Below are 19,865 nucleotides of genomic sequence, written 5' to 3' on the forward strand. Positions count from 1 at the left end.
CGCGTGGATTCACTTAGACGTCCCCTGATGCTTCTGATTCGGGCTCGATAGGCACCGCCCGAATCTGTTGAAGCCGTTGTACCGGCCGATTGTCTGATCGGCCGGAGGGGAACTGTGTCGCGTCGATCGTGCCTACCCTTGACTGGACTAAAACGGAATGAACTCTTATCGCAGGCGCCCTCTCGCGCTGTTGATCGGTGCCTTACTGATCACAGGCGCGTCACTCCCCGCACTGGCCGATACGCCAGTGACCGCGGCCACCATCACTGCCACCACCACTGCCAGCTCCAAGGGCAACGATCCACTGCTGCGCTACCAATGGCACATTTCCAATCAGGGACAGGCCGTGATCGCCGACAGCCGCCCGGTGCCCGGCGTCGATATGGATGTGGACATCCTGCATTCGCTGAACATCCGCGGCCGTGGCGTACGCGTCGGTGTGGTGGATGACGGACTGGAATTGGCGCATGAAGACATGTCCGAAAACATTCTGCCCAACGGGTCCTACAACTTTGGCGACGGCTCGCACGACCCCACGCCGATCGATCCGGGTAGCGGCCACGGTACCTCCGTGGCCGGCATCATCGGCGCGGTCGGCTGGAACGGCCGCGGCGGGCGCGGGGTGGCGCCGGACGTGCTGCTGGCAGGATTCGACTTCCTGGCACGCGATTCGTCAAGAAACTACGCAGCCGTCCTTTACGCATGGGGTGAGGGACCGGAGGGGCGCAATATCGATGTATTCAACAACAGCTGGGGAACGAATGCAGCGTTCTACCTCGATTTTACTCGGGCAGAGCAACGCTCCTGGGAAACATTGATGCGCTCGACCCGCAGCGGTCTTGGCGGCATCTACGTCAAGTCGTCAGGCAACAACTTCCAAGATTTCCTGATCGACGATGCGGAAGGCAATACCATCGATCTGTGCCCTGACACGACACGCGCATTGAATGTCGGTTGTACGCTGAACAACATCGAGGCGATCAACAGTCTGGTTGGCACCATCGTGGTCGGCAGCGTTAACGCGAAGGGAGTGCGTTCGTCGTACTCCACGCCCGGCTCAGCGCTCTGGATCTCCGGAATTGGCGGCGAATACGGATATCAGCGCAAGTTCGCTCCAGACATCGACCTTCGGACTATTTACGACCCGGCGATTGTCACCACCGACCTGAGCGGTTGCTCTGCAGGTTCCAACTTCGACGGCCTCACACCCATCAATGCCTTGGACACCAGTGCCTCCAAGATCGAGGGATCGTGCAACTACAACGCCATCATGAACGGTACTTCCGCAGCGGCTCCTACCGTTTCCGGCGTCGCGGCGCTGATATTGAGTGCCAACCCCAGACTGAGCGCACGCGATGTCAAGTACATCCTGGCCACCACTGCACGCCAGATCGACCCCTGGCAGCCGCGTGCGGTCTACCAGGGCAGCGTGATCGACCCGGGCTGGATCACCAATGCCGCCGGACACCGCTTCAGCAATTGGTACGGGTTCGGCTTGGCCGATGGCGCGGCAGCCGTCTACAAGGCGAGCTACTTCACGCCACTGCCACCCATGCGCGATACGCAATGGGTCGCGTCCACCAATCCGCCCAGCCAAATCGGCGGGCCGGCACGGCCGGGCACGCTGCGCATCCGCATCACCCAGGCGATGAAGATCGAAGCAGTGCAGTTGTCGTTGCGGTCTGCGCATCTGACGCCGAGCAATCTGCGCGTGGTGCTCATCTCGCCCAGCGGCACCCGCAGCGTGGTGGCCACGCCGTTCTCGGTCCTGGACCCTGCGGCCTATGCCAAGACCGGCTTCTACATCGACCTCACCTCCAGCAATGCGTTTCTGGACGAGTCCTCGCTCGGCACCTGGACACTGGAAGTCACCGACATGAGCGAACCCACCAAGACCGCCGCGCTCAAGTCCTTCAACCTTCGCATCGTGGGGCACTGACATGAAGATCGCGCTTATTGTTTCCTTGTTGATGGGCTGCAGCGTTGCAAGCGGCGTTGCGCATGCAGCGCAATCGACCGATCCACAGGCCCTGCTGGCGGCGGCTACCGGTACACGCTTCCGCTCCGGAACCGACACGTTCCGCATGTTGACTGCCACGGTCATCGAGCAGAAGACATCCGCTGTCGGTGCCAAGCGGAGAGTGGGGCCTGGCAGCGTTGCGCCTGCGGGATCTGCCGCGCCGCCGCCGGGCAGCAAGGTGATCGCACGCATCGGCAGCTTCCTGGTGGTGCTTGATCCACCTGCCGGCGCGGCGCGCAATCAACCCGGCGCGTCCACGCACACGCTCGCTGCCGCAGTGAACGAGCGGACCGACCGGGTGGTGCTGGTCAGGCCGCAGGTGAAGCTGACCGGCACCACACCTGCCACAGCGACCACGGCGGCCAGAGGGACCGGCGGCAACATCGTCTACGCCTCCCAGGTGAATGGTGATGCGGTGATCGCCTATGCCTCGATCGAGCAGGCACAACGCGCAGCGACCCAGCTGCAGGCCAGTCGCGGTATTGCGCAGGCATCGCTGGTAGTGACGCAGGCGATCATGCAACCGATGTGAGTTTCCACGGCGCAGGCAGACACCTGCGCCCCTTCTCACCGGCGTGCTGTCACCGGCGCCATCTCCGCAGTTCCCCTTTACTGATGAGACGTCATGATGATTTTTTCTTCGCGGCGCTGTGCGCTGCCGTCTGCGCTACTGCTGGCACTGTGCCTGTGCAGCGGTGCTGCCACTGCAGATGAGGTTGTCGCGCAGAACGCAGCACAGGCAGCGGCCAGGCCGAAAACGCAAGGCGACGACCCGCTGTTCCGCTACCAATGGCATCTGCTCAATCAAGGCCAGCCGGTGTTCGGCGATGGACGCCCGCTGCCCGGCGTGGACCTGGACGTGGAGATCCTGCACGCGCAGGGTATCCGCGGTGCGGGCGTCAATGTGGCGGTGATCGATAACGGCCTGGAGATTGCGCATCCGGACCTGGTCGACAACATCCTGCCCAACGGTTCGCACAATTTCTTGAACGGTTCCAACGACCCTACGCCGCGTGCGGATGACATCGATGGCGATCACGGCACCGCAGTGGCAGGCATCATCACTGCGCGGGGTTGGAACGGCATCGGCGGGCGCGGCGTTGCTCCAGAAGCCAAGCTGGCCGGCTTCAACGCCGGTGACACCACTGATGGCAGTACCCAGTACGTCAACAACCGCTACTCCTGGGGCGACGGGCCCGAAGCGCAGGTCATGGATGTCTACAACAACAGCTTCGGGGTCTCGGCCGCGGTCTATCAATATAGCGACCTCGACGAACAACGCTCCCTGGAAAAGCTGATGCGGGCCCAGCGAGGCGGCAAGGGTGGCATCTACGTCAAATCGTCGGGCAACTCGTTCAATACGCTGATCGATACGGATGCACAGGGCAAGCTGATCGATCGCTGCAGCGATCAGACCCGGCAGCTTGGCGTTGCCTGCAGCAGCGCCAACATCGACAACATCAACAGCCTGACGACCATGATCGTGGTCGGTGCAGTCAATGCCAACGGCGTGCGTGCCAGTTACTCCTCTCCCGGGTCTGCATTGTGGGTGTCCGGACTCTCTGGCGAGTATGGCTTTCAGCGTCGCTTCGACCCGCATCCGGAGACCTTCAAGGAGCTCTACGGCATCGTCAATGCGCAGGGTCCGCAACCCTTCTTCTCGCCTGCGATCGTCACTACCGATTTGAGCGGTTGCAGCGCCGGCAACAATCGCGACCGCACACGCGCGATGCAGAATGCCTTGGATACCAGCAAATCCAAGATCGATGCATCGTGCAATTACACCGCACGCATGAACGGCACCTCGGCCTCCGCACCCACCGTCGCAGGCGTTGCCGCCTTGATGCTGAGCGCCAACCCGCAACTGACGCTGCGCGACGTCAAGTACCTCCTGGCGACCACCGCAGTGCAGGTCGATCCACAACAACCCAAGGTGCTCTACAACGGCAGTGTGATCGAGCCTGGCTGGATCACCAACGCGGCCGGCCACCGTTTCAGCAACTGGTACGGATTCGGCCTGGTGGATGCGGCAGCAGCAGTGGAACGCGCCGTGCATTTCACCTCTCTGCCGGCGATGCAAGACACCGAGTGGAAGGTCTACGACGGCAAAAGCAGCACCATCGGCGGTGCCGGCTCACCCGCAAAACTGGCGATCGACATCAGCCAATCCTTCAAGGTGGAAGGCGTGCAGCTGTACTTCCTGGGCACGCATAAGGACCCGCGCAACCTGCGCGTAGTGCTGGTGTCGCCCAGCGGCACCCGCAGCACCGTGATGACGCCATTTTCCACGCTCGACAAGAGCGACGAAGGCGTGGTGGTGTTCCTCACGTCAAGCAATGCCTTCCTGGACGAGCCCTCTGCCGGGCGCTGGACCCTGGAGGTGGCCGACATGCTCGCCGACAACGGCAAGCAACAATTGAAGGAATTCGAAATGCGCGTGGTGGGCCACTGACATGAAGACAGCTCTGATTGCCCTACTCGGTATTGTTGCAGCCAGCATTTGCGCGCCCGCGTCGGCACAAGTGAACGAGCGTGCACGCCTGCGCGCTGCGGCGACCGGGCAAACCATTGTGGTGGGCCATGCCAGTTTCCGCTTGATTCCTGGCGCGGTGGTGCGGGTTGCCGACGCTGCGCGCGCCACTGCAAGCACGCAGCCGCTGCAGAACGCGCAAACCAGCGCGGATACGCCAATTGCACGCTTCGATCGCTACGCGATCTATCTCGACAGCACGGGTCACGCACGCACCGCAGGTGCAGAACAACCGGCAACTATCGCAGCAGCGCTGGAAACGCGGAGCGGCCAGCTGGCATTGTTGGGCGCCTCGATCAAGTTGTTCGACACCACGCCTGCCATCGCGCGGGCCTTGGCAACGCGCACGGGCGGCAAGGTGATCTATGCCTCGGCCATCGATGGCAGCGCGATGATCGGCTACGACTCGGTAGCAGCTGCATTGGACAACTGCGCACAATTGCAGGGCAGCAAGGGCGTGGGCGCGATCAAGCCTGAGGTGATTCCGCGCGCGGCACGGCCGTTGTGATGCGGCCACGGTGATGCACGCCACGCTGTCGCCAGCGGGCGGCAGCGTGGCGCGATGGCGCAGCCCGCGTTACACCGGCAGCGGGTTGCGTTCGGCAAAGTGGCCACGCCAGTACGGGTAATACGGATAAGGCGGCTCCACCGCACTCACTGCATCCAGGCGCGTGCGCTGCTCGGGCGTGAGTTGCCAACCCACCGCCCCCAGGTTCTGCCGCAGCTGTGCTTCGTCGCGCGCACCGATCAGCACCGTGCTCACGGTGGGCCGTTGCAGCAGCCAGTTGATGGCGATCTGCGGCACGCTGCGGCCGGTGTCTGCGGCAATGCCGTCAAGTACATCGACGATATCGAACAGGCGTGCATCGTCGATCGCCGGGCCGGCGGTGGCGGTGGCATGCAGGCGGCTGTTGTCCGGCAGCGGTTGGCCGCGACGCAGCTTGCCGGTCAGCCGGCCCCAGCCAAGCGGGCTCCACACCACTGCGCCGATGCCCTGGTCGATGCCGAGCGGCATCAACTCCCATTCGTAGTCGCGCCCGGCCAGCGAGTAATAGGTCTGGTTGGCAACGAAGCGGCTCCAGCCCTGAGCGTCGGCCACGGCCAACGATTTCATCAGCTGCCAACCGGCGTAATTGGAGGCGCCCAGATAACGCACCTTGCCTACGCGCACCAACTCATCGAGCGTGGAGAGGGTTTCTTCCACCGGCGTCATCGCATCGAATGCATGCAGTTGCAGCAGGTCGATGTAGTCGGTGCGCAAACGGCGCAGCGACGCATCCACCGCACGCAGCAAACGGAAGCGCGATGCACCGGCATCGTTGGGCCCATCGCCCAGGCGCAAACCAGTCTTGGTCGAGACAATCACCTGATCGCGGCGGCCCTGCAGCGCCTGGCCAAGAATCTCTTCAGAGGCGCCGTCGGAATACACATCAGCGGTGTCGAACAGGTTCAGGCCCGCCTCAAGGCACAGATCGATCATGCGCCGCGCCTGTGCCACATCGGTATCGCCCCACGCAGAAAACAGCGGCCCCTTGCCGCCGAAGGTACCGGTGCCCAGACCGAGCACCGGCACCTTGAAGCCGGAACGGCCGAGAAAACGTGTGTCCATTGCAATGCTCCTTGGAACCGAAAGAAAACCCGCGCGCAGGGCCGGTCGATCCGACACCACGCGGTGCCAGGCACGACGCTCTGCTCACCGATCACACGCACCTATCGCGCACGTCTGCGGTTACGCGGTCTGCGCGCTACGCCTGAAGAATCGAATCAACCCACCTGCGCGCATGCGTCCGGCGCAGCGGTGCGACGGCGTTGCAGCTGCACGCTCCACAACGCGATGACCAGGCCAACGGCGCTCAACAGCGCGGCGACCCACGGGGTAGCGACCAGGCCGGCGTGCGTAGCGATCGCCACACCGCCCAGCCAGGCGCCCAGGGCATTGCCCAGGTTGAATGCGGCGATATTGAGACTGGAGGCCAGGTTCTGGCCGGCACCGCGTGCATGTTCGAGCACACGCAATTGCAGCGGCGCCACGGTGGCGAAGGCGGCCACGCCCAGCAGCCCGACAACCCCCACCATCGCGGTCTTGTTGTGCAGGGCCAGACCCATCGTAGCGAGCACCGCCACCAGCGTGGCCAATGTGCCCAGCAACGCGGCAGTGGCGCGCCGGTCGGCAAGGCGCCCGCCCAGCAGATTGCCCACGATCATGCCGACACCGAAGACCAGCAAGACCGGCGACACCGCCGCCTGCGCGAACCCGGTCACCTGCACCAGCAGCGGCTGGATGTAGGTGAACACCGCGAACACGCCGGCATAGCCCAGCACCGTCATCGCCAGCGCCAGCAACACCTGCCCGCGCCGCAACACCGCCACTTCCTGTCGCCATGACACCGGCGCGGCCGCACCTGCGGCGGCCGGCACCCACAGCGCCACCGCAGCCGTGGCCAGCACCCCGATCACCGTCACCGCCCAGAAGGTGGCCCGCCAGCCCAGTTGCAGGCCCAGCCATGCACCGGCCGGCACGCCCAGCAGGGTGGCCACGGTGAGGCCGGCAAACATCAACGAGATGGCCGAGGCACGCCGCTCGGGCGGCACCAGAGAGGCTGGCCACCACCGCGCCGACGCCGAAGAACGTGCCATGCGCCAGCGAGGTCAGCACCCGCGCGACCATCAGGCTGGCGTAATCCGGCGCCAGGGCACAGGCGAGATTGCCGAGGGTGAAGACGACCATCAGGCTCACCAGCACGGCCTTGCGCGGCCAGCGAGCGCTGAGCAACGTGAGCACCGGCGCGCCGATGCTCACGCCCAGCGCATAGCCGCTGATCAACAGGCCGGCCGCGGTGAGCGAAACGTCCAGGTCGGTGGCGACCTGCTGCAACAGGCCCATGATGACGAATTCGGTTGTTCCGATGCCAAAGGCACCGATGGTCAACGCCAGCAGGGCTGGCGGCAGACGGGACGCAGCAGCAGAGGACATGACAGAAACCCTGGAGGACTGCGCACAGCCTGCGCCGCGCGATCCTCTTCAAGAAGCCTTGTTATGCTGATTCACTTTCAATGCCACGTTGATAATGTATGGACCGTCTCGGTGATATCGCGCTGTTCCTGCGCGTGCTGGACCTGGGCTCGATCACCGCCGCAGCCAACACTCTGGACCTGTCGGTGGCGGTCGCCAGCCAGCGCCTGAAGCGGCTGGAACGCGACCTCGGCGTGCGCCTGCTGCACCGGACCACCCGCCGCCTGCATCCCACACCGGAAGGGCAGCAACTGGCGGCGCGCGGCCGAGTGCTGGTGGACGACCTGGAAGCGCTGGCCGACGACCTGCGCGAGAGCGCCCACGATGTCGGCGGTACCTTGCGGGTCACGCTGTCGGCCTCGTTCGGGCGTCAGTACATTTCCCCGCTGCTGCCCGCCTTCCAGGCCCGCCACCCGCGCCTGCGCATCAGCGCGCACCTGAGCGACGACCTGGTGGACCTGGTCCAGCAGGGCTTCGACCTGGCCATTCGCATCGGCGCGCTGGACGACTCCGGCCTGGTGGCCAGGCGCATCGCCGACAACCGCCGCACGTTGGCCGCCTCGCCTGCGTATCTGCAGCAGCACGGCACACCGCGCACTCCCGAAGAATTGATGCAGCATCCAGGCGTGCTGCTGATGGGCCGCACTGGCCGCCAGGACCTGTGGACCCTGCAGACACCGGAAGGCGGCGAGGTACGGGTGCGCATGCAGAGCCGCTTCGAGAGCAACTTCGGCGAACTGGTGCGCGATGCGGTGCTCGCCGGGCAAGGCATCGGGATGTATTCGTACTGGCATATCGCCGACGATCTGCGCGCCGGCCGGCTGGTCGAAGTGATGACCGATTACCCGCCTCCCACCTCGCAGATCAGCGCCGTGATGCCCGCCCGTCAGCTGCAGCCGCCGCGGGTGCGTGCGTTCGTGGAGTTCCTGCTCGAACACTTCGGCCAAACACCGCCATGGGAATCGACCTCGGGCGCATGAGCGCCGGCATGACGGCCTGCTAAAGATCGTGTGCGTCGTCGTCCAGCGCGGCGATGATCGCCGAGGTCTGATCCAGCGCCCCGCCGCTGCGCGGCCTCTGCCCCTTGGCCGCGATGCCGCGCAGCCGCGCAGCCGCGTGGCGTTGGGGCGCTACGGAGCGTTACGCGCATGCCGCACGCTACGTTTTCCGTCTGCAGACTTAGGCCAACTGTGTGCGCAACGCGGCCAGGGTGCCGGCGGTGCGAACGCCTTATTTCCCGCGGCGCTGCAGGCGTTTGCCAAGCGCGCGGCGCTGGGCGTCGCTGAGTAGATGTCCGTGCGTGCGCAACAGGCCGATGATCTGCTGGTGCGCCAGCTGCGTGCGCCGGGCAAGCTCGGCGGTTGCCGCCTGCTCGATCGCCTTCCAGTCGGCAGGGGTGGAGGGAGCAGCTAGGGATCGGGGTTTTGCAGGCATGACGATCGGGGCACCGTAGACAGGTCGCAAGAATACGGAATGTGCGTGAGTGATCGATCAGCGGCAGCGGCTTGATGGCTGCGGCCTCACCGCCACGCGCAAGCATCCGCGGCATTGTCGAGTCTGCCATTGATGGGCGCACCACGGCGTCCCTTGTAGGATCGCGCTACCGCGGCTGTGCCGCACAGCGCCAGCGCACGAGCGTTCCGCATGCCATCCGCCACCGCCGACCTGACCGACATCCTGCTGCGCCACGCGCCGGCCGACGGCATGCACGCCACGCCGATCGCCGGGCTGCATGTGATGCGCAGCGCCGTCGCCACCGACACCATCCCCACTGTCTACACACCGATGCTGTGCCTGGTGGCGCAGGGCCGCAAGCGCGCGATGCTGGGCGCGCAGGCCTATCACTATCATCCGCAGATGTACCTGGTGGCGTCGGTCGATCTGCCCATCGTCGGTTCGGTGATCGAGGCCAGCGCCACGCACCCGTACTTGTGCTTCTGCCTGGACCTGGACACCGCCGTGCTCAGCGAGCTGGCCATCCACCATGCGGAACTTGCCGAGCCGCAGCGCGATGCCACAGCCGCCGGTCTGTTGCTCAACCGCAGCACACCGCAGCTGTACGACACCGCGGTGCGGCTGGCAGGCCTGCTCGACCGACCGCAGGAGATCGCCGCGCTGGCACCGCTGGTGACGCGCGAACTGCTGTATCGCCTGATGGCAGACCCCGCCAATGCGGTAGTGCGCCAGATGGCGATTGCCGATAGCCGCCTCAACCAGATTTCCAAGGCCATCGTGTGGTTGCGCGAGCACTACGCCCAGCGTTTCAGCATCGAACAGATCGCCGATCTGTCGGCGATGAGCCGCTCCACCTTCCATGCACACTTCAAGACGGTGACCTCGATGACACCGCTGGAGTACCGCTCGCATCTGCGCGTGCACGAGGCGCGCCGGCTGATGGTGGCCGACGCGCTCACCGCCGCCGATGCGGGGTTTCGGGTCGGCTATGAAAGCGCATCGCAATTCAGCCGCGACTACGCGCGCATTCTGGGCGAGCCGCCCGCGCGCGATGCACAACGCTTACGCGCAAGCGCGCCCGACGCGACGGAAGCGGCGTGAGACTGCTGGCCTGACCTCACTGCAGCCGTCTGCACGCGGACATCGCGCTGTGCGCGACATCTGCGCCGCCCACGAAGCGATGCTGAAGCAGTGAGTAGGTGCCGTCGAAAACGGCAGACCCACCACAGCAGCCTGACTGCTTAATCAATCGGCCTTGTACTGCGCCTCTGTCACCTGCTCGAGCCAGGTCACCGGCGAGCCATCCACCGATTCTGCGATGGCAATGTGCGACATCGCCACCGTCGCGTTTGCGCCGTGCCAATGCTTGACGCCCGGCGGAATCCACACGATGTCGCCGGGGCGAATCTCCTGCGCCGGCTTGCCCCATTCCTGCACCCGCCCCGCACCGGCGGTGACGATGAGCGCCTGCCCCAGCGGATGGGTATGCCATGCAGTGCGCGCGCCCGGCTCGAAGGTCACCGTGGCGCCGCCCACGCGTGCCGGCGCATCGGCCTGAAACGGCGCATCGATACGCACCTTGCCGGTGAAGTAATCGGCCGGCCCCACGGCCGACGCCGCGCCGCCGGCACGGCTTACCTTGATCGGTGCCTGCGTCTGCCCCGCATGCTCCTCGCCACCCTGCCCCTCGCCCCCCGGAGCGGTGGTAGCGGCCATCATCGACAACGACATTGCAGTTGCGAACAGATTCATTGCAGTACTCCTTGAACGTAGTGAAACAACGTAGCGGTCGCTCGCCGGGCGGCGCGCAGGGCGCGTCTCGGATCGAAGCGAATCAGCAGCTGCTGCGCGATCGAGCAGCAACCGCATCGGTAGGGCAGTCGGCAGCAGAGCATCGCCCTGCTCCGCATCCGGTTGCCTGCACTGTAGCGCGCATGCGCGCCTGCACTCCCCCTGCAAATCTGCATGCAGCTAGAAACGCAGCGCATCAATGCGCCTGCGCTGCGGGCCGCCACGACATTGAGGCCATCACACGCCATCGCGCATGATGCTGGCCGCATGAATCGCATGCCTGGAGCGGGCACTGGCTGCAATGGCTCGGGAAAACCTCAACGACCTGCAGGTCTTCGTCACGGTGGCGCGCGAAGGCAGCTTCACCCGCGCTGCCGCGCAACTGGGCGTCTCGCAATCGGCGTTGAGCCATACCGTGCGTGCCCTGGAAACGCGCTTGGGCATCCGCTTGCTGACCCGCACCACGCGTAGCGTCTCAATGACCGAAGCCGGTGCGCGCCTGTTCGAAACGGTGGCGCCGCGGCTGCAGGAGATCGACGACGAGCTGTCTGCGCTGACCGACTTCCGCGACAAGCCGGCCGGCACCATCCGCATCACCAGCGCCGGCCACGCCGCCGATGCCTACGTGTGGCCGGCGCTTTCCAAAGTGTTGCCCGACTATCCGGACCTCAGGATCGAAGTCACCGTGGATTACGGTCTGGCCGATATCGTGGCCGAGCGCTACGACATCGGCATCCGCTTGGGCGACCAGGTGGCCAAGGACATGATTGCAGTGCCGATCAGCCCGCCGCAGCGCATGGCGGTGGTCGCGGTGCCGGGCTACTTCGTGCATCACACCATCCCGGCCGTACCGGCCGATCTGGCGCAGCACAACTGCATCGGCCTACGCCTGCCCACCCACGGTGGGTTGCTGGCCTGGGAGTTCGACAACGCCGGGCGCGAGGTCAAGGTGCGCGTGGACGGGCAATGGACCTTCAACAGCAGCAGTGCGATGTTGCGCGCCGCATTGGCCGGCGCGGGTATCGCGTATCTGCCGGAATCCATGGTGCTGGAGCACATCGCCGCCGGCCAGCTGCGCCGCGTGCTGGAGGACTGGTGCGAACCATTCGAGGGCTATTACGCCTACTACCCCAGCCGTCGCCAATCCTCCGCCGCACTGCGCGTGGTGATCGATGCGCTACGGCAAGGTCTGACGCGCGAATAAGCACGTTTCGTAGGCGCGTGCCTGCGCGTGAGGGAGCCCTCCCGCAACCGCCCATCGCGCGTAGACACGCTGCTACGCGGGATCGCCGCTAGAACCCGCTGGGTGTCTCGCGTTTATGTGCCACCGCCGGGTGTGCCGCCAGCGGACGATAGGCACGCAAGAACAGCGCCACCGCGCCGCTGACATAGGCCGCCTGCTGTAAGGCGCGGTCATGCGATGCCGTCTCGCGTGCTGCCGCATTGGCCGGCAGCCCGGTCATCAGCCCGAAGAAATGCACCGATGCGTCCGGCAGGTTGTCGATCGCCAACGCAGCTTTGTCCACCTCACGCGCCAACAGCGTGCGCATCATGCGGTCGTAGCGCTCGAAGCACAGCATCCACATCTCCTCGCGCATCTGGCTGGGCACGAGCGGCGGTCGCACCAGCCCGTAGGCGGCATCGTCCGGCGCACTGCGGCTTGCAACGTTTAGTAGCGCATTGGCAACGGCAATCAGGCGCTGATCCAAGGGACCACGCGCCTGCAGCAGCACGTCCCAATGACTGCGCGGGGCATGCGCCAACGCTTCGAGCGTGGTGCGGAACAACACCTCCTTGGAAGCGAAATACGCGTACACCGTGGCCTTGGACACCAGCGCATGGCGGGCAATGCTGTCCATGCTGGTGCGGTCGAAGCCGTCTTGTTGAAACAGCGCACGCGCCGCCGCCAGGATCGCGCCACGTTTGCCGGGTAGCGAACGCGCACGTGGCGGCGTATCACCGGCCAGACTTGCGTCACCCACGGGGCTGCGCTGTCGCGACGCTGGCCATCTCCGGTTCTGCGGTCTGTAACCAGCCGCCGCCCATCGCCTTGTAGAACGTCACCAGATTGGTGAAGCGCGACAACTGCGTGCCGATCAAGGTCTGCTGTGCGCTGTACAGCGAGCGCTGCGCGTCCAGCGCCTGCAGATAGCTGTCGATACCGCGCTCAAAACGCGCCTGCGACAACCGATAGCTATCGGCAGTTGCGTCGACCAATGCCTGCTGGGCCTGCAATTGCCGGCCCAGCGTGTCGCGTTGCGCAAGCGCGTCGGACACTTCGCGGAACGCGCTCTGGATGGATTTTTCGTAGCGAGCAACTTCGATATCGCGATTGGCCTTGGCCATGTCCAGATTGGCGCGATTGCGCCCGGCGTTGAAGATCGGCAAGGTCAGCGTCGGCACGAAGCTCCAGGCGCGCGTGCCCGAGTCGAACAGGTTCGATAGGCTGCTGCTGGACGAGCCCAGCGAGCCGGTGAGGCTGATGCTGGGGAAAAACGCCGCACGCGCTGCACCGATGTTGGCATTGGCCGCGCGCAGGTTGCGCTCGGCCTCCAGGATGTCCGGGCGACGTTGCAGCAACTGCGAGGACACCCCGGCCGGCACGCTGGCCAGCACGTTGCCGTCCACACTGGCACCATCGGGTAACGCGCGCGGCAACAAGGATTCCGGCAACTGCGTGCCGACCAGCAGCACCAGAGCATTGCGATCCTGCGCCACCTGCGCGGTATAGCGCTCCACATCCACGCGTGCGGTTTCCACCGTGGTTTGTGCCTGACGCAAGGTGAGCTGCGAGGCCACACCCAGCTCAAAACTGCGTTGCTGCAGGCGATAGCTATCGCTTTGGCTGCTCAAGGTGGACTGCGCCAGCTGCAGCGATGCCTGATCGGCGGCCAGGGTCAGATAGGCGGTGGCGACTTCGGCGACCAGGCTGATATGCGTGCTGCGGCGCGCTTCGGCGGTGGACAGAAATTGTTGCAGCGCCTGCTCCTTGAGGCTGCGCACGCGCCCGAACAGATCCAGTTCGTAGGCGCTGATGCCGACGTTACCGCTGTAGGTGCGGAACACTGCCGGCTGCCCGGGGATGGCCAGTTCGGACGGCGTGCGCGCATTGTTGGAAGTACCGGTGCCATCGATGGCCGGCACCAATGCAGCGCGCTGCACCCGGTATTGCGCACGCGCCACTTCGATATTGAGTGCGGCCACACGCAGGTCGCGGTTGTTTTGCAACGCCAGCGCGATCACCTGCTGTAACGCGGGGTCGGTAAAGACCTCGCGCCAGCCGATATCGGCCACGTTGCGCGCCTGTTCGGTTTCGGCGGCATCGGGCGTTGTGGTGGAACCGGCACCGGCGAAGTGGTCCGGCACCGGCGCGTCTGGGCGGGAGTAGCGCGGCATCATGGTGCAACCAGACAGCACGCTGGCCACCGCGATCGCGGCAAGTGTCATGCGAATCGGTGTCATGTCAGTGTCCTGTCGGTTGCGGAGTAGCGGGCGTGGCAGGTTGCGCGCGGCGCTTGAATAACCCGCTGACCAGCACGAAGAACAGTGGTACGAAAAAGATCGCCAGCACCGTGCCGGACAACATGCCGCCGATCACCGCCGTGCCCAGCGCATGCTGCGCGCCGGCACCGGCACCGCTGCCGAGCACCAACGGCACCACGCCCAGAATGAAGGCCAGCGATGTCATCAGGATCGGCCGCAAACGCATGCGCGCCGCTTCCAGCGCCGACTCGATCAGGCTCTTGCCGCTCTCGTGCAGCTCCTTGGCAAACTCCACGATCAGGATCGCGTTTTTCGATGCCAGGCCAATGGTGGTCAACAACCCCACCTGGAAGTACACGTCATTCATTTTCCAGGTGAGTATCGCGCCCAGCAGCGTGCCGAACACGCCCAGCGGCACCACCAGAATCACCGAGAACGGAATCGCCCAGCTTTCGTACAACGCGGCCAGACACAGGAACACGATCAGGATCGACAGGCCGTACAACAGGCCGGTCTGGCCGGTGGAGGATTTTTCCTGCCGCGACAATCCGGTCCACTCAAAGCCGATGCCCGGCGGCAATTTGGCCGCCGCCGCTTCCACGATCTGCATCGCTTCGCCACTGGACGCCGCGCCGGGCAGCGCCATGCCCAGGATCTCCACCGAGGGCACGCTGTTGTAACGCTCCAGCCGCGGCGAGCCCGATTGCCAGCTGGCGGTTGCGAAGGCATTGAACGGCACCATGGTGCCGGCGCTGTTGCGCACGAACCAGCGGTCGACGTCCTGCGGGTTCATGCGGTAAGGCGCGTCGGCCTGCAGCATCACCTTCTTGACGCGTCCCTTGTCGATGAAGTCGTTGACGTACACGCTGCCCCACGCACTGGCGAAGGTGTTGTTGATGTCGGCGATCGACACCCCCATCGCCTGCGCACGGTGCGGGTCGATCTCCAGCTTGAACTCGGGCGTGTCTTCCTGCCCGTTCGGGCGCACCGCCACCAGGCGCTTGTCCTGCGACAGCTCGGCCAGCAACTGATTGCGCGCTTGCATCAAGGCGTCATGGCCCAGATTTGCGCGGTCCTGCAGCATCAGATCGAAGCCGGTGGCATTGCCCAACTCCGATACCGCCGGCGGCGCAAACGCAAACACCCTGGCATCGCGGATGCTGGCGAAGAAAGCGCCAGCCTTGCCGGCCACGTCGGTGACGCTCTGGCCCTTGCCGGTACGCTCGTCCCACGGACGCAGTTTGATGAAGGCAAACCCCACGTTCTGCCCGGTGCCGGCAAAGCTGAAGCCGGACACCGCAAACACGCCTGACACCGAATCCTTCTGATCGACCAGGAAGTGATGCTCCACCTGTTTGAGCACCTCGTTGGTCCGCGTATCGGTAGCACCGGGCGGCAACTGCACCAGCACGAACAACGTGCCCTGGTCCTCGTCCGGCAAAAAGCCCACCGGCAACTTCATGAAACCGAACACCACCAGCGCCAGCAACACTGCATAGGCCAGCATGTAACGCCAGCCCTTGCCCAGCATGTGCCGCACCACGCCCTGATAGCGGTGATTGCCGCGATCGAATACGCGGTTGAACCAGCCGAAGAAACCGGTAGTGGCCATGCCATGACCTTTGTGCACCGGCTTGAGCAAGGTGGCGCACAAGGCCGGGGTCAGGATCATCGCCACCAGCACCGACAAGGTCATCGCCGAGACAATCGTGATCGAGAACTGGCGGTAGATCACCCCGGTGGAACCGCCGAAGAACGCCATCGGCACGAACACCGCCGCCAGCACCAGCGCAACACCGACCAGCGCACCGGAAATCTGGTCCATCGATTTGCGTGTGGCGTCCTTGGGCGACAACTGCTCCTCACCCATCACGCGCTCGACGTTTTCCACCACCACGATGGCATCGTCCACCAGCAGGCCGATCGCCAGCACCATCGCGAACATGGTCAGCGTATTGATGGTGAAACCGAAGACGGCGAGCACGCCGAAGGTACCCAGCAACACCACCGGCACCGCAATGGTCGGAATCAAGGTGGCACGGAAGTTCTGCAAGAACAGATACATCACCAGGAACACCAGCACTACCGCTTCGATCAAGGTGCGCACCACCTGCTCGATGGAGATGCGCACGAACGGCGTGGTGTCGTACGGCTTTTGCACCTTCATGCCCGGCGGGAAGAATTTCTCCTGTTCTTCCAGGCTTTTGTCGATGGCGCGCACCGTATCCAATGCATTCGCACCGGTGGCCAGCTTGATCGCCAGACCCGCGGCCGGCTTGCCGTTATAACGGCCTACCGTGTTGTAGCTTTCGCTACCCAGTTCGATACGTGCCACATCGCGCAGCCGCACCTGCGCGCCATCAGCCTGCGTGCGCAGCAAGATGTTTTCGAATTGCTCGGCGGTCTTGAGCCGGGTCTGCGCAGTGATGGTCGCATTGAGTTGCTGGTTAGCCACCGCCGGCAACGCGCCGAGCTGGCCGGCCGACACCTGTGCGTTCTGCGCCTGGATGGCAGTGCGCACATCCACCGGGGTGAGATTGAAATTACTCAGCTTGTCCGGGTCCAACCAGACGCGCATGGCGTATTGCGAACCGAACAACGTGGTGTCGCCCACGCCTTCGACGCGGCTGATGGTTTCCTGCACGTTGGCTGCCACGTAGTCGGACAGGTCCGAGTCGCTCATGCTGCCGTCTTCGGAGGTAAAGGCCAGCACGTTGAGGAAATTGGTGGCCGACTTGGTCACCGTCACACCCTGCTGTTGCACTTCCTGCGGCAGCAACGGCGTGGCCAGCGACAACTTGTTTTGCACCTGCACCTGCGCAGTGTCCGGGTCGGTGCCGTTGTCGAAGGTCAACGTAATGGTCACCGCACCGCTGGATTCGCTGGTGGAGGCCATGTAGCTGAGATGGTCCAGCCCCTTCATCTTCTGCTCGATGACCTGGGTGACGGTGTCTTCCAGCGTCTGCGCCGAGGCGCCCGGATAATTGGCGGTAATGGCGACGGCGGGCGGCGCGATGCTGGGGTATTGCGCGATCGGCAAGGTGGCGATGGACAGGATGCCGGCCAGCATCACGATGATGGCCAACACCCACGCGAAAATCGGACGGTCGATGAAAAAGCGTGCCATGTCGTGTGATCCGCCTTAATTTGCCGCACGCGGCGTGCTGGGCGCAGATGGCGCGCCCGCAGCGTCGCTGCGCTTTGGTTGCCATGGCACGGTCTTGACCTGGATGCCGTCGCGCGCACGCGAAGCGCCTTCGACCACCACCTGTTCGCCGGGCTTCAGGCCGCTGCGCACCAGCCACTGGTCGCCGACTTCGCGGTCGGTGTCCAGCACGCGTAACTGCAACTTGTGGTCGGCGCCGACCACGAAGACGGTCGGCTTGCCGGCACCATTGCGCGAGACCGCCTGCTGCGGCACCAGCACGCCCTGTTGCTTGACGCCTTCCTGCAGCACTGCGCGCACGTACATGCCCGGCAGCAGATCCGCGTTGGGGTTGGGGAACACCGCGCGCAGGGTGATCGAGCCGGTGTTCTGGTCCACGGTGACATCGGAGAACGCCAGCTGGCCCTGTAACGGATAGCGGCTGCCGTCTTCCAGCAGCAGCGACACCTTGGCCGCGCCTTCGCCGGCCTTTTCCAGGTCGCCGCGCGCCATCGCCTGCTTCAGCCGCAACACCGCCACGCTGGGCTGGGTGACGTCGATATAAATCGGGTCCAGCTGCTGGATGGTGGTCAGCGCGGTGGCCTGGTTGGCGGTCACCAACGCACCCGGCGTAACGCTGGAGCGGCCGATGCGGCCGGAGATCGGGGCGTCCAGACGGGCGAACGCCAGGTTGATACGCGCGGTTTCCACACTGGCCTTGCCGGCGGCCACGTCAGCCTCGGCCTGGCCTAGCGCCGCGTCGGTGTCGTCGCCTTCCTGCTGGCTGATCGCCTTGATCTGCGCCAGCTCGGTGTAGCGCTCGGCCTTGAGCCTGGCGGTGCGCAGATTGGCCTGCGCCTTGGCCAGGGTGGCCTGGGCGCTGGCGTAACTGGCGCGGTAGGTCGCCGGATCGATCTGGTACAGCGTCTGCCCGGCCTTGACGTCGCCGCCCTCGGTGAACTGGCGCGACTGCACGATGCCGCCTACCTGCGGCCGAATTTCGGCGATCAGGTACGGCACGGTGCGCCCCGGCAGCGCGGTGGTCAGCGGCACTGGCTGCTGCTTGACGGTCAGCACCGCCATCTCGGGAGTGCCCTCTTCTGGCGGTGGTCCGCCCGGCGGGCTGCCGCAGGCGCTGAGCAGGACGGTGGCGGCAACAGCAAACAACGGCAGGCGGTAAGAGGCTTGAGAACGCACGAGAAGGTCTCCGAAGACGCGCGATTAAAAATATAAACGGTACGGTTCGGTATCCTAATAAGCTCAACCGTGGGCGTCAAGCATTTCTACCCAGTTGGTATACTTATGAATTAGCAGGAGGACGGGATGCGGGTCAGAACCGAAGCAAAGCGCGACGCCATCATTCAGGCGGCCAGCGAGGTATTCCTCGAACTGGGCTTCGAAGGGGCGTCGATGTCGCAGATCGCGGCCCGGGTCGGCGGCTCCAAGCGCACGCTGTACGGCTATTTCCCGTCCAAGGAAGAGCTGTTCGTTGCGTTTGCCAAAGACATGTCCGACAGCTACATCGACCCCTTGCTGGATGCGCTGTCACAGAGCAGCGGCCCCATTGCCGTGGCCTTGCAGCGTTTTGGCGAGGACATCCTCACCTTCTTGTGCGCCCCCTCCTCGATCACCATCTGGCAGACCATCATCGGCGTCTCCGGCCGCTCGGAAGTCGGCGCACTGTTCTTCAATGCCGGTCCGGAAGAAGGCATGCAGCGCGTCGCCGACTTTCTGCAACTGCAGATCGACCGTGGCCTGATGCGGGGTACCGATGCGTCGTTGGCCGCACGCCAACTGGGCGCCCTGTTTGAAGCGGAAACGCTGATGCCCTGCCTGTTCGGTGCGCTCAAAGATCCGTCGCCCGAGTATCTGCGCGACGCCACGCAACGCGCGGTGGAGATGTTTCTGGCGGCGTATGGCTGCGAGGCGGGCAAGACGGCATAAAGCGCTGCATCCGCGCCTTTGCGGTTTGTGCTGCGCGCACCATCACCTGCGTAGGCGAGCGCATGATGCGTGCATCGGCTTGCGTGGTGGTTCAACACTGAAATGACCGCGCCGTCAGCGCGATCAGACATGGAACCGGCTCAACAAACGCGCTGTTTCAACCCGGCCTGGAAGCGCTGCGTGAACTCCATGCGCCGTAGCGGGATTGAAAAAATGTCGGTGACGTTGCGCGCAGGTCGGGCATCGGGAAAGCGAGCGCTCGCTGACCGATGATCGATGACCCGTTGGCTTGAACGCTGCGGGCCGTCAACGCGTTGCTGTACCACGCAGCGACACGCATGGTGCCGCCACTTGGCGGCATCGGAACCGATGATCTGCCGCATTCAACCGGCTGCGCGCTACCGCCGCCTCACTGCATCCCTACGCACACTGCAGCCCTGGCATCGCGCCGCGGGCGTGTCGAAGCCGCGCGTTGCGCGACCTG

The 19,865-nt window shown here is 64.8% G+C and carries 15 protein-coding genes and 1 pseudogene; 8 read left to right on the forward strand and 8 right to left on the reverse strand.

Features of this window, described 5'->3' with window-relative positions; genetic code table 11:
- Positions 1 to 190 precede the first annotated feature (190 nt).
- From ACZZ0O_RS20300 to ACZZ0O_RS20315, 4 genes are all read left to right on the forward strand, one after another.
- Entirely contained in the window at positions 191 to 1,939 is a 1,749-nt protein-coding gene (locus tag ACZZ0O_RS20300; RefSeq protein WP_463592499.1) for a S8 family serine peptidase, read from the forward strand.
- Between the two features lies 1 nt (position 1,940).
- Positions 1,941 to 2,552: a hypothetical protein gene (locus ACZZ0O_RS20305; protein ID WP_055849847.1), complete on the forward strand. Its 612-nt coding sequence runs from the start codon at positions 1,941 to 1,943 to the stop codon at positions 2,550 to 2,552.
- Between the two features lie 93 nt (positions 2,553 to 2,645).
- Positions 2,646 to 4,472 carry a S8 family serine peptidase gene (locus tag ACZZ0O_RS20310; protein WP_463591685.1) on the forward strand — a complete coding sequence of 609 codons (1,827 nt, stop codon included), beginning with the start codon at positions 2,646 to 2,648 and terminating at the stop codon, positions 4,470 to 4,472.
- A 1-nt stretch (position 4,473) separates the two neighbouring features.
- Entirely contained in the window at positions 4,474 to 5,058 is a 585-nt protein-coding gene (locus ACZZ0O_RS20315; protein WP_463591686.1) for a hypothetical protein, read from the forward strand.
- A gap of 69 nt (positions 5,059 to 5,127) precedes the next feature.
- On the opposite strand, the gene ACZZ0O_RS20320 is transcribed toward ACZZ0O_RS20315, so the two are convergent.
- The gene (locus tag ACZZ0O_RS20320; protein ID WP_463591687.1) at positions 5,128 to 6,159 is read right to left on the reverse strand and encodes an aldo/keto reductase; all 1,032 of its coding nucleotides are present in this window, start codon (positions 6,157 to 6,159) and stop codon (positions 5,128 to 5,130) included.
- A gap of 155 nt (positions 6,160 to 6,314) precedes the next feature.
- Positions 6,315 to 7,524 (reverse strand): annotated as a pseudogene (locus ACZZ0O_RS20325) (MFS transporter).
- A gap of 98 nt (positions 7,525 to 7,622) precedes the next feature.
- On the opposite strand from ACZZ0O_RS20325, the gene ACZZ0O_RS20330 reads away from it, so the two are divergent.
- Positions 7,623 to 8,543, forward strand: coding sequence for a LysR family transcriptional regulator (locus ACZZ0O_RS20330; protein WP_463591688.1), 921 nt, complete (start codon positions 7,623 to 7,625; stop codon positions 8,541 to 8,543).
- A gap of 250 nt (positions 8,544 to 8,793) precedes the next feature.
- On the opposite strand, the gene ACZZ0O_RS20335 is transcribed toward ACZZ0O_RS20330, so the two are convergent.
- Positions 8,794 to 8,997: a hypothetical protein gene (locus ACZZ0O_RS20335; protein WP_115554202.1), complete on the reverse strand. Its 204-nt coding sequence runs from the start codon at positions 8,995 to 8,997 to the stop codon at positions 8,794 to 8,796.
- A gap of 210 nt (positions 8,998 to 9,207) precedes the next feature.
- Between ACZZ0O_RS20335 and ACZZ0O_RS20340 the strand changes: the two genes are divergently transcribed.
- Complete coding sequence (locus tag ACZZ0O_RS20340; protein ID WP_463591689.1) at positions 9,208 to 10,119, forward strand: AraC family transcriptional regulator; 912 nt, start codon at positions 9,208 to 9,210, stop codon at positions 10,117 to 10,119.
- Between the two features lie 144 nt (positions 10,120 to 10,263).
- On the opposite strand, the gene ACZZ0O_RS20345 is transcribed toward ACZZ0O_RS20340, so the two are convergent.
- Positions 10,264 to 10,770 (reverse strand): (R)-mandelonitrile lyase, encoded by a 507-nt coding sequence (locus ACZZ0O_RS20345; RefSeq protein WP_463591690.1) that lies wholly within the window; start codon positions 10,768 to 10,770, stop codon positions 10,264 to 10,266.
- A 340-nt stretch (positions 10,771 to 11,110) separates the two neighbouring features.
- Here ACZZ0O_RS20345 and ACZZ0O_RS20350 point away from each other — a divergent pair, with 340 nt between their 5' ends.
- Positions 11,111 to 12,013 (forward strand): LysR family transcriptional regulator, encoded by a 903-nt coding sequence (locus ACZZ0O_RS20350; RefSeq protein ID WP_115554204.1) that lies wholly within the window; start codon positions 11,111 to 11,113, stop codon positions 12,011 to 12,013.
- Positions 12,014 to 12,101: 88 nt separating this feature from the next.
- Here ACZZ0O_RS20350 and ACZZ0O_RS20355 read toward each other — a convergent pair whose 3' ends face one another.
- From ACZZ0O_RS20355 to ACZZ0O_RS20370, 4 genes are read right to left on the reverse strand one after another with little or no spacing between them, the layout of a single operon-like run.
- Positions 12,102 to 12,776: a TetR/AcrR family transcriptional regulator gene (locus tag ACZZ0O_RS20355; RefSeq protein WP_463592500.1), complete on the reverse strand. Its 675-nt coding sequence runs from the start codon at positions 12,774 to 12,776 to the stop codon at positions 12,102 to 12,104.
- A 7-nt stretch (positions 12,777 to 12,783) separates the two neighbouring features.
- The gene (locus tag ACZZ0O_RS20360) at positions 12,784 to 14,271 is read right to left on the reverse strand and encodes an efflux transporter outer membrane subunit (RefSeq protein WP_463591691.1); all 1,488 of its coding nucleotides are present in this window, start codon (positions 14,269 to 14,271) and stop codon (positions 12,784 to 12,786) included.
- A 1-nt stretch (position 14,272) separates the two neighbouring features.
- Positions 14,273 to 17,419: an efflux RND transporter permease subunit gene (locus ACZZ0O_RS20365; protein WP_311240399.1), complete on the reverse strand. Its 3,147-nt coding sequence runs from the start codon at positions 17,417 to 17,419 to the stop codon at positions 14,273 to 14,275.
- A gap of 15 nt (positions 17,420 to 17,434) precedes the next feature.
- On the reverse strand, positions 17,435 to 18,634 hold the full coding sequence (locus tag ACZZ0O_RS20370) for an efflux RND transporter periplasmic adaptor subunit (RefSeq protein ID WP_323515718.1): 1,200 nt from the start codon (positions 18,632 to 18,634) through the stop codon (positions 17,435 to 17,437).
- 126 nt (positions 18,635 to 18,760) lie between these two features.
- On the opposite strand from ACZZ0O_RS20370, the gene ACZZ0O_RS20375 reads away from it, so the two are divergent.
- Entirely contained in the window at positions 18,761 to 19,381 is a 621-nt protein-coding gene (locus tag ACZZ0O_RS20375) for a TetR/AcrR family transcriptional regulator (protein WP_463591692.1), read from the forward strand.
- Positions 19,382 to 19,865 lie beyond the last annotated feature (484 nt).

This window comes from Xanthomonas sp. AC360 (assembly GCF_979258225.1).